We start from the raw sequence: 13802 nt of genomic DNA, 5'->3' as shown, positions 1-13802 counted from the left end.
GACCTGGGCAAACGGGAAAGAACCATGATAAAAAACCTGGGGCGTATTGACCAGCTATCCGTCGGGTTTATCAAATGAGGAAAAACCATATTTTACAAAGGGGATTGTCAGGTGAGGATTGATGCTACCCGATTTTTTCTCAACGCCAAATCACCAGGTAACTGTTTTGATATCATTGTGTTAAATAACGGCTAACGGAAAGCCAATATCAGAACCCTGTTTCCATTTTCAGGCATTGCAGTGTTCCGGTTTTCACGCGGGCGCTTTTTTTTCATTTCCCTCTCGACAGGGTGTTTTTTTTCAGGTTATTTTCTAAGCACGCCACATCGGTGGCAGCGTCGCTCGGACGGTCCGGGCGCTAACGTTAATCTGAGGAATCTATGGCTGAATTCAGTCCTGAACGCCGTTTTACGCGTATCGATCGTCTCCCCCCTTATGTTTTCAATATCACTGCTGAACTGAAGATGGCTGCGCGTCGGCGCGGCGAAGATATTATCGATTTCAGCATGGGTAACCCTGACGGCCCAACGCCACCGCATATCGTTGAAAAGCTCTGCACGGTTGCCCAGCGCCCGGATACGCACGGCTACTCAACCTCGCGCGGTATTCCCAGGTTACGTCGCGCGATCTCGCGCTGGTATCAGGATCGTTATCAGGTTGATATCGATCCTGAAAGTGAGGCGATTGTCACCATCGGCTCGAAAGAAGGGCTGGCACATCTGATGCTGGCCACGCTGGATCACGGTGATACGGTGCTGGTACCCAATCCAAGTTACCCAATCCATATCTACGGCGCGGTGATTGCCGGGGCGCAGGTGCGCTCTGTTCCGCTGGTGGAAGGTGTCGATTTCTTTAACGAACTGGAACGTGCCATTCGCGAAAGCTACCCGAAACCCAAGATGATGATCCTCGGTTTCCCGTCGAACCCAACGGCGCAGTGCGTGGAGCTTGATTTCTTCGAGAAAGTTGTCGCTCTGGCCAAGCGTTATGACGTGCTGGTGGTTCATGATTTAGCCTACGCCGATATCGTCTATGACGGCTGGAAAGCCCCGTCGATAATGCAGGTTCCGGGCGCGCGTGACGTGGCGGTGGAGTTCTTTACCCTGTCGAAAAGCTACAACATGGCGGGCTGGCGTATTGGCTTTATGGTGGGTAACAAAACGCTGGTAAGTGCACTGGCGCGCATCAAGAGTTACCACGATTACGGTACCTTCACGCCGCTGCAGGTTGCCGCTATTGCCGCTCTGGAGGGCGATCAGCAGTGCGTTCACGACATTGCTGCTCAGTATAAACGTCGCCGCGACGTACTCGTAAAAGGGTTACATGAGGCTGGCTGGATGGTGGAGATGCCGAAAGCGTCCATGTACGTCTGGGCGAAAATTCCGGAACCGTACGCAGCGATGGGTTCGCTGGAGTTTGCTAAAAAGCTGCTGCAGGACGCGAAGGTGTGTGTGTCCCCGGGCATCGGCTTTGGTGATTATGGCGACACCCACGTGCGCTTTGCTTTAATCGAAAACAGCGACCGTATTCGTCAGGCGGTGAGGGGCATCAAGAGTATGTTCCGTGCCGATGGCCTGCTCTCAGCAAAGAGCGTTGCTGAAAACCCCGTGTCCTCATGACAAAAAAACAGGAGCCAAATGGCTCCTGTTTTTTTGACTGCATGTTCTCACTAGATCATCAGGGCAAAGGTTCCGGCCCAGACTAAAACGATCACCGAAATGCCCATAAAGAAATATTTCACGTTTCATCGCTCCGCGTATCTTGTGGTACGCATTTAAAAACAGAGTCCAACTGATTATAGAGAACTGAAATCCCGGCTAAACAGAAATGAGAATTTTCCCGTTACGCCGATGACTCCCGCTCAGAATTCTGTGCTTTCCTGGTGCCAGACGGCGCTAATGTACGCTTAAAAATGAGGAGTGACAAGAGGGATTTTTTTAAATAATTTCCGCCACTTACGAGTGTCGTGGAACGGCGACAGTTTGATTTCACAGCGCAATAAATTCACTTTGGGCGACGCCATCAAAGACGGTTTTGCAGTGAGATGACAGGTGATTGAAAAGGCTAGTTTCTTAGCGAAACTAACCTTCATGCAGGGCTTAAATATAGAGGGAGGCTTCGCCAAGAGGACGCGTTTTGAAACGGCGATGCATCCAGAGATATTGCTCCGGTGCACGCATGATTTCAGTTTCGATGACCTTATTGATAAACGCAGCCGCTTCACACTCGTTTTCCGGATAGTTAGCCATTTCCGGAGAGATGTGCAGACGGTAGCCTGACTTATCCGCTTTTCTCACCATCGTCACGGTCAGCATGGAGGCACCTGACAAACGCGAAATGACGAAAGTCCCGTTGGTCGTCGCTACATCCTTCACGGCAAAGAAGGGGGCAAAGCTGCTGCCTTTGCGTCCGTAATCCTGGTCAGGAGCAAACCAGACGGCCTCACCTTTCTTCAGGGCGCCAACCATACCGCGCAGGTTGTTACGGCTGATCATCGCTTTATTGGAACGCATGCGGCCTCGCGTCTGAACCCACTCCATCAGTGCACTGTTGTGCGGTCTGTAGGTTGCCATCATTGGCTGACAAAGGCCCATCACGCGCCCGCCCAGCTCCAGCGACATAAAGTGCACGCCAACAACCATCACGCCGCGTTTTTGCAGCTGAGCGCGTTTAAGGTTGTCCAGTCCTTCTACATCAAACCACTTGCGGACGCGTTCATCCGGCCAGAACCAGGCCATGCCGGTTTCAAGCAGCGCCATGCCGATGGATTTAAAGTTTTCAGAGATCAGTTTCTCGCGTTCTTCAGCATTGTACTGAGGAAAGCAAAGCTCGATGTTTTTACGCGCGATAGATTCGCGACGCTTCAGGAAATAGCGGGATGCGCTGCCCAGTTTCGACCCCAGCATACGCAGCACAGGGTAGGGGAGTTGTACCAGCAGCCAGAGAACGCCAAGACCAAACCATGTAAACCAGTAACGCGGGTGTAAAAACGCGCGTTGAAATTTGGATTGAGACAAAATAGTGAAACCTATGTGAAGCCTGTAAAGGTAGCGCAGCGTGTGCGATACGACGTGCCGATAAGACCGTTCTTCAAGGTGATGGTTGCAGGCTTTACCGAACTTTACGGCGTTACCTGGCCACTGCTGATTTGGGTGGGCGGCGTAATGTAGCACCGTTATACGTTATGTGCTATTACTCGTTTTTGATTAAAAAAGCGACGATCCAGGAGGTGTTTGATTTTACAGATTTTATAAACAGCCGCATTGAGAGCATCCCTCCTTCTTGCGCGGCGAGCAAAAGCCTTTGTGCAAGGATAAAATCAATTCATGAACAAGCACGGTATTAATGATTGACGACTCGTTAAGTATCCGGAAATGAATTTTTTACTACATATAATAAATAAGAATTTTCATAAGGAAAAATCTTATATATTATTCATTCCATCAATAAAATATTCACTTTTCATACTTCTTTCGTCTCTTCTTTTTTTACGTTCCTCAATAGCTTCTTTCAGTTAATTCATGCTTTTTTGACAAAGTGTCGTGATGCAAATCAAAATAAGTTGTTTTTATTAGTATCTCACTGGTTGCGATCCTTTTAACGATATAAATATTTGGTTTGCGCGAAAAGAGTAGTTTCTTTTTCTGCCTTGTCAGGGCATTACACAATAATAGTTTAGCAGAAAATTCTTAAGAAATTTCTCATTGCGGGTTAATGATCTGCGTATTTGATTTTGTGTCGATCATTATTCTATGATTGCGCATCAAAGCGATACCGTGAAGTTGGCATAGCAAAACCAAAGAGGGATGATGAGATGGCTGACAGTTTTCAGAATGAAGTGCCTAAGGCACGTATTAACCTAAAGCTTGACCTGCATACTGGCGGAGCAAGCAAGAAAATGGAATTACCATTGAAATTGCTTGTTGCGGGTGATTTTAGTAATGGGCAGGACACAGCGTCAATATTTGAGCGCGAAAAGGTTAATATCACGAAGAACAATTTTGATAGCGTTCTTTCCGAATATTCCCCAAAAGTTAATCTGACCGTTAAAAATACGCTGACTGATGATGGCGGTGAGGACAACATTCAGCTGACTTTCCAGAGCATGAAAGACTTTACGCCTGAGCAGGTGGCAGCCCAGATACCGCAACTGAAGGCGATGCTGGCGATGCGCAACTTGCTCCGTGATTTGAAAGCCAACCTTTTGGATAACCAGACTTTCCGAAAAGAGCTGGAAAAAATCGTTCTTGACCAGTCGCTTAGTGCTGAGTTGCGAAATGAATTATCCGCACTGGCGTCAAAAAAATCGTAACCATCAGGCTGTTTTAACGGATTAATCAAGGAATGCTCATGTCTGTACAAAATAATATTACTGGCGGTGAAAGCGTGGTGCTGGAGCGCCCGGCAGCGGGTGGGGTTTACGCTTCCCTGTTTGAGAAAATCAATCTGAGCCCGGTCTCTGAGCTGAGCGCGCTGGATATCTGGCAAGATGCACAGGCGATGTCGGATGCCACCGCCGATGAACGTCTGACTGCAGGTATGCAGGTCTTTCTGGAGTGTCTGACCAAAGCAGGCTCGAAAGTCGAAAAACTGGATAAAAGCCTGATTGATCACCATATCGCTGAGCTTGATTTTCAGATCAGCCGCCAGCTGGACGCTGTAATGCACCATGATGAATTTCAGGCGGTTGAGAGCCTGTGGCGCGGGGTGAAGTCGCTGGTGGATAAAACCGATTTTCGCCAGAATGTGAAAATTGAGCTTCTGAGTATGTCTAAAGAAGACCTGCGCCAGGACTTTGAAGACTGTCCGGAGGTGATCCAGAGTGGTCTGTATAAACACACCTACATCGACGAATATGATACCCCGGGCGGCGAGCCGATTGCGGCGCTGATTTCCGCTTACGAGTTCGACGCTTCAGCGCAGGATGTCGCTCTGTTGCGCAATATCTCTAAAGTCTCTGCTGCGGCACATATGCCATTTATCGGCTCGGCAGGCCCGAAATTCTTCCTCAAGGAGTCAATGGAAGACGTTGCGGCGATTAAAGATATTGGTAACTATTTTGACCGCGCCGAGTACATCAAGTGGAAATCGTTCCGCAATACGGACGACGCGCGCTACATCGGTCTGGTGATGCCCCGCGTACTGGGACGTTTGCCGTATGGCCCGGATACCGTTCCGGTTCGCAGCTTCAATTATGTCGAAGAAGTCAAAGGTCCGGATCACGACAAATACCTGTGGACCAACGCATCGTTTGCTTTTGCGTCCAATATGGTGCGCAGCTTTATCAATAATGGCTGGTGTGTACAGATCCGTGGGCCACAGGCTGGTGGTGCGGTTCAGGACCTGCCTATCCATCTGTACGATCTCGGTACTGGCAATCAGGTAAAAATCCCTAGCGAAGTGATGATTCCTGAAACCCGTGAATTCGAATTCGCGAATCTGGGCTTCATTCCTTTGTCCTACTACAAAAACCGCGACTACGCCTGCTTCTTCTCGGCTAACTCCACGCAGAAACCGGCGCTGTATGACACCGCAGATGCAACGGCGAACAGCCGCATCAATGCGCGTCTTCCGTACATCTTCCTGCTGTCGCGTATCGCCCACTACCTGAAGCTGATTCAGCGCGAAAACATTGGCACCACTAAGGATCGCCGACTTCTGGAGCTGGAGCTGAACACCTGGGTCCGCAGTCTGGTGACCGAAATGACCGATCCGGGCGATGAACTTCAGGCGTCTCACCCACTGCGTGACGCGAAAGTGGTGGTGGAAGATATTGAGGATAACCCGGGCTTCTTCCGCGTGAAATTGTACGCTATCCCGCACTTCCAGGTGGAAGGGATGGACGTCAATTTGTCGCTTGTTTCACAGATGCCTAAAGCAAAATCGTAAGGCAAGGGGTGATCAGGGATGAAAATTTACCGCCCACTTTGGGAGGATGGGGCCGCTCTGGCCCCGCAACAGTTCCAGCAGCAGGTCCGCTGGAGTGAGCACGTTGCCAATATGGTCGCCCGGATGGGTATTTCTCATCCCTGGGGCGTGGTTGCAGCAGAGTTTGATGACGCTGCACTTGCGCTCTCGCGGCTGAATGCCATCCGTCTGGTCATACGTTTCCAGGATGGCACAATCGTTGATACGGACCTGGCGGATAATATTCCGCCGGTTTGTGATTTGTCTGCCGCAAACGGCGCTGAGGCTGTTGAGGTGCTTGCCGCATTGCCACTGCTGAGTGCCAGTGGTGGCAACCTCGATAATGGACAGGACAGTGAACGCCCCCGTCGCTGGAAAGCAGAACGTGTGGTGGTGCAGGAACTTGCTGGTCATGAAAGCGGGGAACTCGCCATTCTACGTAATGCGCTAACCCTGCGTCTGTCCAGCCAGGAAAACACGGCATACCTAATCTGTCCGGTGACCCGTCTGGTACGTAATGCTCAGGGGAAGTGGGGCCGTGATCCTGCTTTCATTCCCCCGATGCTTTCCGTTTCTGCAAGTCCGTGGCTGACCACAGAACTGGGGGACCTACTGGTTCGTCTGCAGGTCCGCCGCCGTCGCCTGATGGCCATGCGCCGTGAAAGCAATGAGCGGATGGCAGACTTTGCTGTCGCGGATGTCTCCCTGTTCTGGCTGCTGAATGCCCTGAACAGTGCCGAGCCGGTGCTGATTGAACTGCTTCAGACGCCTGAGCGCCACCCGGAACTGTTGTATCGCGAACTGACCCGTCTGGCCGGCAGCCTGCTGACTTTCTCACTTGAGCACGACGCCAGCGATATTCCTGCTTACCAGCACGATGCACCGGAACGAGTATTCCCGCCGCTGCTGGCACTGCTGGACAAACTACTGGAAGCGAGCCTGCCGTCGCGGGTAATAAGTATCCACCTGGAGCATCAGGACCAGATCTGGAAAGGTGCCCTGCACGACGCACGTCTGCGCGAAGGGGCGGACTTCTATCTCTCAGTACGCTCCTCCATGCCGAACCATGAGCTTCAGACTAAATTCCCGCAGTTGTGTAAAGCGGGCAGCTTCGATGATGTTTCGGATGTGGTGAATGTGGCTCTGAGTGGGATGCTGATTAAGCCTTTGACGCATGTTCCGGCCGCTATCCCGTTGCGCCTTGAGAACCAGTATTTCTCGCTGGATCTGAGCAGTGAGGCGGCTCGCGCAATGCTTGAGATGGGCTGTTGCACCTTCTATACCCCACGCTCGTTGGGGGATGTTGATCTCGAACTCTTTGCGGTGCTGCGTACATGAATAAATCTGAACTTAGTCAGATAGAACATATCTTCTACCCGGGCTGGCTGATGGCCAGCCAACTGCGGAGTGGTCAGGAAGTGCGTGACGGGGAAGGGCTCTATCGCCGTGCCTGCGGTCTGGTTCGGGAGGCGAAAGCTGCGCTCACGGAGGCAGGTTACAGCGACATCAGCCGTGACCATATGGTGTATACCCTTTGTGCACTGCTTGATGAGAGCGTGATGAACCGGGGAACCACCGATGATGGCTACCTGACCTGGCGCCGTGATCCGCTGCAGGCACATTTCTTCGGTACCCTCAATGCTGGTGAAGATCTATGGGAAAGAATCCGTAATCTGCTGAAAGAAACTGCCCCTGATACCGCCGTCCTGACCTGTATGTACCGGACTCTGCAACTGGGGTTCGTGGGTCAGTATCGCGCTCAGGATGATGAGCGTCGGGAAGATATTGTTCGCGCTCTCGCAGAGCGGGTGCCCGCCTTCACATTGGCACAGGATGCCCCCATTGTTGTGCGCGCATCACGCCTGCGTAGCGGTCGTCGCTGGTACTGGTTGAGCTGGGTAGTGGCCGCCGTCGCTCTGACTGCGCTCTGGTTTTTCCTTTCGTCTTCGCTTACCGGGCTGGTAAGCCAGATTGTCAGGCCGGGGTAAGTGATGCGGGATACGTACCGAAGTCTGTTAACTGCTCTGGGTGCCGTTCTGGCGTTGTGGCTCATTCTGGGATTCTGGCCACTGTCCACGGGCAGCCGTCTGGCACTCGGTCTTCTGGTTGCTCTGGTGGCCGGAGTTATTTTCTGGTGCCTGCGTCGGGCTTCTCTGGCGCGGGCAACCGCTGTTCTTGAGATTGTGGATGAAAGCCTGCCGCCGGAAGATTTTCAGGGGGCGGTAATCTTTGTCTGTGGTGATAACGCTCCGCTCTTTGTGTCCGGAATCCGTCACCGGGAAACCCGGCAGGGCTGGTATCTGTGGGTAAAGGACGCAGAGCAACTACCGCTCTTTGCGCAGCACCTGAGTTTGGTGCGCCCGGCTCTGGTGTCGCAAATCTCGGTCATGCTGGCGGTGGTGCCTGAGCAGCACAAATCCGGTGATGATTTTACCCAGTCTCTGCGGGGCTGGCAGCGTGCTGTCGTCCAGTGCCGCGCAGCATTTGGCTCCATCCCTCCACTGTGGACCGTAACCTGGGTATCACCACCGTCGGCGTGTGCGGAAGCCGAGCCTGTCTGGTTTACCACGGTAAACCAGCGGAGCGGTATTCAGGTATATCAGCCTGGCCAGGGCAATGTGTCACTGACGGAGTGGGCCCGGGAGGCTGGAACAGACGGACGTCTTTCCCGTCTGAGTCAGGGCCTGTGGCTGGACAGTCTGCTTGCCTGGCAGAATAGCGCGGTGAATGACTTGTTGTCGGTACGGCGGGGTGAGTTACCCGTGATGAAGCCCTGTGTGCAGGGCATGTGCATGGTGCGGGTGAACGGCATCGTGGGCAATCTCTGGCAACAGCACATTACCTCCGTGACGGCGCTGCCACCGGATGTGGTCGTGGCCACAGAGCCATTGCCGCTACCTGAACTGCTGTTGCCTGCGCTACCACGCCGACATGGTGTCAGCCGTAGGATGGTGTTCTGGGGTTATGCCGGTCTACTCGGGGGTATTTTCCTTGCGCTGGCGATGCTGGCGTCCTGGGTGAATAACCAGCGCCTCATCCGTAACGTTGGCGATCATCTTGCGTTGTATCACCAACTGAGCGGTAAGCCAGTTGAACCGAAACTGCATGCGCAGCAGCGTCTGCGGGCTGATGGCGCATTGCTCGACGACTGGCTGCGTCGTGGGGAACCACTACGTTATCGCCTGGGGCTGTATCAGGGGCTGCGTCTGGTTCCGCTCGTTGAGGCCGCTCTCAGCGACTGGGCACCTCCGCCACCGCCTCCACCGGTCATTAAGAAAATCATTCAGGGGCCGAAAACCATTCGCCTCGACAGCATGTCGCTGTTCGATTCCGGCAAGTTCGAGCTGAAAGCAGGCTCCACCAAAATGCTGGTGAATTCACTGGTTGGCATCAAAGCGAAGCCAGGCTGGCTGATTGTCGTATCAGGGCATACCGATAACACCGGCAATCCGCAGCTGAACCAGACGTTGTCTCTTAAGCGTGCCGAAGCGGTGCGCAGCTGGATGCGTGACACCGGCGACGTGCCGGAAAGCTGTTTTGCGGTGCAGGGCTATGGCGAAAGCCGCCCTGTCGCAACCAACGACACTCCGGAAGGGCGTGCGCTTAACCGCCGTGTCGAAATCAGTCTGGTACCGCAGGCAAGTGCCTGTCAGATACCCGGCAAACACCCGGCGCCATCGCAGGATGATGGCGTCTCAGAAAATAAAACGGAGTAATTAACATGGCAATTCCTGTTTATCTTTGGCTGAAGGATGACGGCGGCGCAGACATCAAAGGGTCTGTTGACGTTCAGGATCGTGAAGGCAGCATCGAAGTGGTCGCTCAGGAACATAATCTGTACATCCCGACCGACAACAACACCGGCAAGCTGACCGGGACCCGTATCCACACCCCGTTCCTGTTCACTAAGGAAATCGACTCCTCCAGCCCGTACCTGTACAAGGCGGTGACCACGGGTCAGACCCTGAAATCCGCTGAGTTCAAGTGGTACAAAATCAACGATGCGGGCCAGGAAGTGGAGTACTTCAACACCAAACTTGAAAACGTCAAGGTGGTGAAAGTGAACCCGGTAATGCACGACATCAAGGATCCTTCTTTCGAGAAGCATAACCACCTTGAGCAGATCGAGCTGCGTTACGAAAAAATCACCTGGACCTACAAAGACGGCAACATCATTCATTCCGATTCCTGGAACGAACGCGCCACCGCGTAATCCTGATGCGGGCAGGTTTTTCCTGCCCGCAGTTTTTTGCTGAGCGCCTGAGACGCGGGCGCTCAGCAAAGAAAATACAACCTGCCTGCCTGACCTTATGCGCTTTGGTGAACAGCGAGGGGCGGTAGCGTGTCCAGGAACCGACAAAGAGAGAATCTCATGGAAAATCCAGCCATCCTGTTACGTCGTCTGAACCCTTACTGCGCCCGCGCGATGGAAGGGGCGGCATCGCTATGCCAGACCCGTGCCCATGCCGAAATTCTGCCGGAGCACTGGCTGCTGAAGCTGCTGGAGCAAGGCGAGGGGGATCTCACTGTGCTGGCACGCCGCTACGAGTGGGATATGGATGGCATCTGGCAGGATCTGCTCGGCTGGCTGGATAAACAACCTCGTTCCGTACGCCATCGGCCCCAGCTCTCAGAAGACATCCAGACTCTGATGCAGCAAGCCTGGCTACTGGCCTCACTCAATGGTGAAGAGCACATTCGCAGCGTCCATCTGCTGATGGCGCTGGTGGAAAAACCAAAACTGGCTCGTTGTGACGGCCTCTGGCCGTTGTTAACGCTTGGTCAGAGCCAACTGGAGCGCCTGAGACCGTTGCTGGATGCGCAATCGGATGAGCGTCCGGAAATGCAGCGCGAAGCTGAGCTGGCACAGAACCACGGCGGTGAAGTGGAGTTTGTCGGGCGTCCGGCTGGTGAGGAAATGGAAGAGGGGGAACTGAGTCCTGCACTGCAGAACGCGCTGGACAAATTCACCCTCGATGTCACCGCCAAAGCGAAGGAAGGGAAGATCGATCCTGTGTTTGGCCGTGACACAGAAATCCGGCAGATGGTGGACATCCTTTCTCGTCGCCGCAAAAACAACCCGATTCTGGTCGGCGAGCCGGGCGTGGGGAAAACCGCACTGGTTGAAGGTCTGGCGCTGCGTATTGCCGAGGGTAATGTGCCTGAATCCCTTAAAACGGTCACTCTGCGTACCCTCGACTTGGGCCTGCTACAGGCCGGCGCGGGCGTGAAAGGTGAGTTCGAACAGCGGCTGAAAAAAGTCATCGACGCGGTGCAGCAATCCCCGTCCCCGGTCCTGCTGTTTATTGATGAAGCGCATACCATCATCGGCGCAGGCAATCAGGCGGGCGGTGCCGATGCAGCGAACCTGCTAAAACCAGCGCTGGCGCGTGGTGAACTGCGTACCATTGCGGCCACCACCTGGAGTGAGTACAAGCAGTACTTTGAACGCGATGCCGCACTGGAGCGCCGCTTCCAGATGGTCAAAGTGGACGAGCCGGATGACGACACCGCCTGTCTGATGCTCCGTGGTCTGAAATCCCGCTACGCCGAGCACCATAACGTGCACATTACCGACGATGCGGTGCGCGCGGCAGTTACGCTTTCTCGCCGCTATCTGACGGGCCGCCAGCTGCCGGACAAGGCAGTTGACCTGCTCGACACCGCCGCAGCGCGCGTCCGCATGAGCCTCGACACCGTGCCGGAGCAGCTGACCTGCATTCGCTCGCAGATCACCTCTCTTGAAATGGAGAAGCAGGCACTGCTGGAAGATATTGCTGTCGGCAATCAGAGCCATGGTGAACGCCTGACCGTCATTGAGCAGGAAGAGAACGATCTTATCGTTGCTCTCGACGAGCTTGAAACTCAATACGGGCAGGAACTGAAACTCACCGAACAACTGCTGGAAAGCCGCCAGGACATCTCCCGTCAGAGCGAGACGCACGCGCTGCAGCAGGAACTGCACGGCATGCAGCACAGCAACCCGCTGCTCTCGCTAGATGTGGATGTGCGCACCGTTGCCAATGTGATTGCTGACTGGACAGGCGTTCCGCTGTCATCACTGATGAAAGATGAGCAGACCGAACTGCTTACCCTGGAAGATGAAATTGGCAAACGTGTGGTCGGGCAGGATGTGGCGCTCGCGGCCATCGCGCAGCGCCTGCGTGCGGCAAAAACGGGTCTTACATCTGAGAATGGCCCTCAGGGCGTATTTCTGCTGGTGGGCCCGAGTGGGGTGGGGAAAACCGAAACCGCCCTGGCTCTGGCGGACGTGATGTACGGCGGTGAAAAATCACTGATTACCATCAACTTGTCCGAGTACCAGGAGCCTCATACTGTTTCCCAACTGAAGGGCTCCCCTCCGGGCTACGTTGGCTACGGTCAGGGCGGTATTCTCACCGAAGCCGTGCGTAAGCGACCGTACAGCGTGGTGCTGCTCGATGAAGTCGAAAAAGCGCACCGCGACGTGATGAACCTGTTCTACCAGGTGTTCGACCGTGGCTTTATGCGCGACGGTGAAGGTCGTAAAATCGACTTCCGCAACACAGTTATTCTGATGACCTCCAACCTCGGCAGCGACCCCCTGATGCAGCTGCTGGACGAACAACCTGAATCCACCGAAGGCGATCTGCACGAACTGCTGCGTCCGATCCTGCGTGACCACTTCCAGCCCGCGTTGCTGGCCCGCTTCCAGACCGTGATTTACCGTCCGCTGGCGGAAGCGGCCATGCGTACCATCGTGGAAATGAAGCTGTTACAGGTTAGCAAGCGCTTGCATCGCCACTACGGCCTGACCACGCAGATTAATGAGAGCCTGTATGACGCCCTGACCGCCGCCTGCCTGCTGCCGGACAGCGGCGCACGCAACGTCGACAGCCTGCTCAATCAGCAGATTCTGCCAGTACTGAGTCAACAACTGCTGACCCACATGGCCGCGAAACAGAAGCCACACAGCCTGACGCTGGGCTGGGATGACGAAGAAGGGATTGTGCTGGCGTTTGATTAACTGGTTTATCTAAAGGGTAGCAATTATGGACAGCGCAAAAGAGATTGCCAGAGATATGCTTGAGGCCATTCATATCGATGGGTCTGGGTTTATCGGTGCTGTGGCGAAAGGTGTTATTTCCTTACCCGTCAGCCTTGCCTATCTTGGCTGTGATTTTATAGATACGGAACACCGCAGAGAGAATCAGAATGATAAATTTCGGTTAGCAGCACTGGTTAAAAAAGTAACTTTTAACAATGAGGTTATTTATAAGGTTATTAAACCATTTATAGATGATTTTGTTTCTCATGTAGACATGCATAAAATTTCACATTTTTCAAGAAATATATCGGGAAGTGTTATAGGTAAAATGATCTTCTCGCAGTTTACGGGGGTTAACCTCGGTAGGGCGATTATATCTCAGGGAGTTGGTGCCTTTTTTTCTGGTTCTGTTGCTGGTGGTGTATTGGGAGTTGGTGCTGAAGCATCAAGATCTATTTATACATCACGGTACTTGCGTGAAAGAAACCCCATAATGTATGAGAAATTAAACAGTATGGGTGATTTTGATCTTTTTTATTATCTTGTTGAGGACATTGTTAGGCCTTATGAGACGGCTTGTGAAATTGCAAAGATAAATCCTGAAGAGTTTAATAATGTCTGCGAATACTTCTTTGGAGGTTTATGAATATAAAAGATTTTATACTTATCATTGTTTCACGGATCGTAGCCAGTATCGGGATGACGCTAGGAGCTGTCAGTATGATTTACTCTTTCTACTGTTTCTTTTTTTCAGCCAATACTTACCGCTTCATTCTAGGTGGGGCAGGTATAGTAGCCTTTCTCATAGGTTATGGACTTTATAAATTCGCCTTGAAATACATTTATGATGAATGGGAACATTATAGAT

Annotated in this window: 13 protein-coding genes; 11 read left to right on the top strand and 2 right to left on the bottom strand. The window is 53.0% G+C overall.

What is annotated here, in order from left to right; genetic code table 11:
• Nucleotides 1-380 precede the first annotated feature (380 nt).
• Nucleotides 381-1619 (top strand): alanine transaminase, encoded by a 1239-nt coding sequence (gene alaC / locus IM271_RS06660; protein ID WP_028013978.1) that lies wholly within the window; start codon nt 381-383, stop codon nt 1617-1619.
• 50 nt (nt 1620-1669) lie between these two features.
• Here the strand turns inward: alaC and ypdK are convergent, their stop codons facing one another.
• The gene (gene ypdK / locus IM271_RS20305) at nt 1670-1741 is read right to left on the bottom strand and encodes a membrane protein YpdK (RefSeq protein WP_099458937.1); all 72 of its coding nucleotides are present in this window, start codon (nt 1739-1741) and stop codon (nt 1670-1672) included.
• Nucleotides 1742-2099: 358 nt separating this feature from the next.
• Nucleotides 2100-3020, bottom strand: a complete 921-nt coding sequence (lpxP, locus tag IM271_RS06650; RefSeq protein ID WP_028013977.1) for a kdo(2)-lipid IV(A) palmitoleoyltransferase — start codon at nt 3018-3020, stop codon at nt 2100-2102.
• Between the two features lie 12 nt (nt 3021-3032).
• On the opposite strand from lpxP, the gene IM271_RS06645 reads away from it, so the two are divergent.
• The 10 genes from IM271_RS06645 to IM271_RS20175 all read left to right on the top strand — a co-directional run.
• A complete protein-coding gene (locus IM271_RS06645) occupies nt 3033-3170 on the top strand; it encodes a hypothetical protein (protein WP_162196518.1) in 138 nt (45 codons plus the stop codon).
• A 644-nt stretch (nt 3171-3814) separates the two neighbouring features.
• Nucleotides 3815-4312 carry a type VI secretion system contractile sheath small subunit gene (tssB, locus tag IM271_RS06640; protein WP_193052365.1) on the top strand — a complete coding sequence of 166 codons (498 nt, stop codon included), beginning with the start codon at nt 3815-3817 and terminating at the stop codon, nt 4310-4312.
• 32 nt (nt 4313-4344) lie between these two features.
• Nucleotides 4345-5889, top strand: a complete 1545-nt coding sequence (gene tssC, locus IM271_RS06635; protein ID WP_193052364.1) for a type VI secretion system contractile sheath large subunit — start codon at nt 4345-4347, stop codon at nt 5887-5889.
• Between the two features lie 18 nt (nt 5890-5907).
• Nucleotides 5908-7245, top strand: coding sequence for a type VI secretion system baseplate subunit TssK (tssK, locus tag IM271_RS06630; RefSeq protein ID WP_045259656.1), 1338 nt, complete (start codon nt 5908-5910; stop codon nt 7243-7245).
• Nucleotides 7242-7895, top strand: a complete 654-nt coding sequence (gene tssL / locus IM271_RS06625; RefSeq protein WP_193052363.1) for a type VI secretion system protein TssL, short form — start codon at nt 7242-7244, stop codon at nt 7893-7895. Before tssK ends, tssL begins: the two co-directional genes overlap by 4 nt.
• A 3-nt stretch (nt 7896-7898) precedes the next feature.
• Entirely contained in the window at nt 7899-9623 is a 1725-nt protein-coding gene (locus tag IM271_RS06620) for an OmpA family protein (protein ID WP_193052362.1), read from the top strand.
• A gap of 5 nt (nt 9624-9628) precedes the next feature.
• Nucleotides 9629-10120 (top strand): type VI secretion system effector Hcp, encoded by a 492-nt coding sequence (gene hcp, locus IM271_RS06615; protein ID WP_001007319.1) that lies wholly within the window; start codon nt 9629-9631, stop codon nt 10118-10120.
• 159 nt (nt 10121-10279) lie between these two features.
• Entirely contained in the window at nt 10280-12913 is a 2634-nt protein-coding gene (gene tssH / locus IM271_RS06610; protein ID WP_193052361.1) for a type VI secretion system ATPase TssH, read from the top strand.
• Between the two features lie 25 nt (nt 12914-12938).
• Nucleotides 12939-13580, top strand: a complete 642-nt coding sequence (locus tag IM271_RS06605; RefSeq protein ID WP_193052360.1) for a hypothetical protein — start codon at nt 12939-12941, stop codon at nt 13578-13580.
• Nucleotides 13577-13802, top strand: a 226-nt coding sequence (locus IM271_RS20175; RefSeq protein WP_226858951.1) for a hypothetical protein, incomplete at its 3' end; no start/stop codon positions are given. The genes IM271_RS06605 and IM271_RS20175, both read left to right, overlap by 4 nt.

Origin of the sequence: Enterobacter cloacae complex sp. I3 (assembly GCF_014896175.1) — a bacterium.
GTDB lineage: Bacteria > Pseudomonadota > Gammaproteobacteria > Enterobacterales > Enterobacteriaceae > Enterobacter > Enterobacter bugandensis.
This window is presented reverse-complemented; position numbering and strand designations above follow the sequence as displayed.

What these genes read in the sequence shown, in the direction of transcription:
- alaC (WP_028013978.1), top strand. Translation starts at nt 381, where the DNA reads ATGGCTGAATTCAGTCCTGAACGCCGTTTTACGCGTATCGATCGTCTC.
- tssB (WP_193052365.1), top strand. Translation starts at nt 3,815, where the DNA reads ATGGCTGACAGTTTTCAGAATGAAGTGCCTAAGGCACGTATTAACCTA.
- tssC (WP_193052364.1), top strand. Translation starts at nt 4,345, where the DNA reads ATGCTCATGTCTGTACAAAATAATATTACTGGCGGTGAAAGCGTGGTG.
- tssK (WP_045259656.1), top strand. Translation starts at nt 5,908, where the DNA reads ATGAAAATTTACCGCCCACTTTGGGAGGATGGGGCCGCTCTGGCCCCG.
- tssL (WP_193052363.1), top strand. Translation starts at nt 7,242, where the DNA reads ATGAATAAATCTGAACTTAGTCAGATAGAACATATCTTCTACCCGGGC.
- IM271_RS06620 (WP_193052362.1), top strand. Translation starts at nt 7,899, where the DNA reads ATGCGGGATACGTACCGAAGTCTGTTAACTGCTCTGGGTGCCGTTCTG.
- hcp (WP_001007319.1), top strand. Translation starts at nt 9,629, where the DNA reads ATGGCAATTCCTGTTTATCTTTGGCTGAAGGATGACGGCGGCGCAGAC.
- tssH (WP_193052361.1), top strand. Translation starts at nt 10,280, where the DNA reads ATGGAAAATCCAGCCATCCTGTTACGTCGTCTGAACCCTTACTGCGCC.
- IM271_RS06605 (WP_193052360.1), top strand. Translation starts at nt 12,939, where the DNA reads ATGGACAGCGCAAAAGAGATTGCCAGAGATATGCTTGAGGCCATTCAT.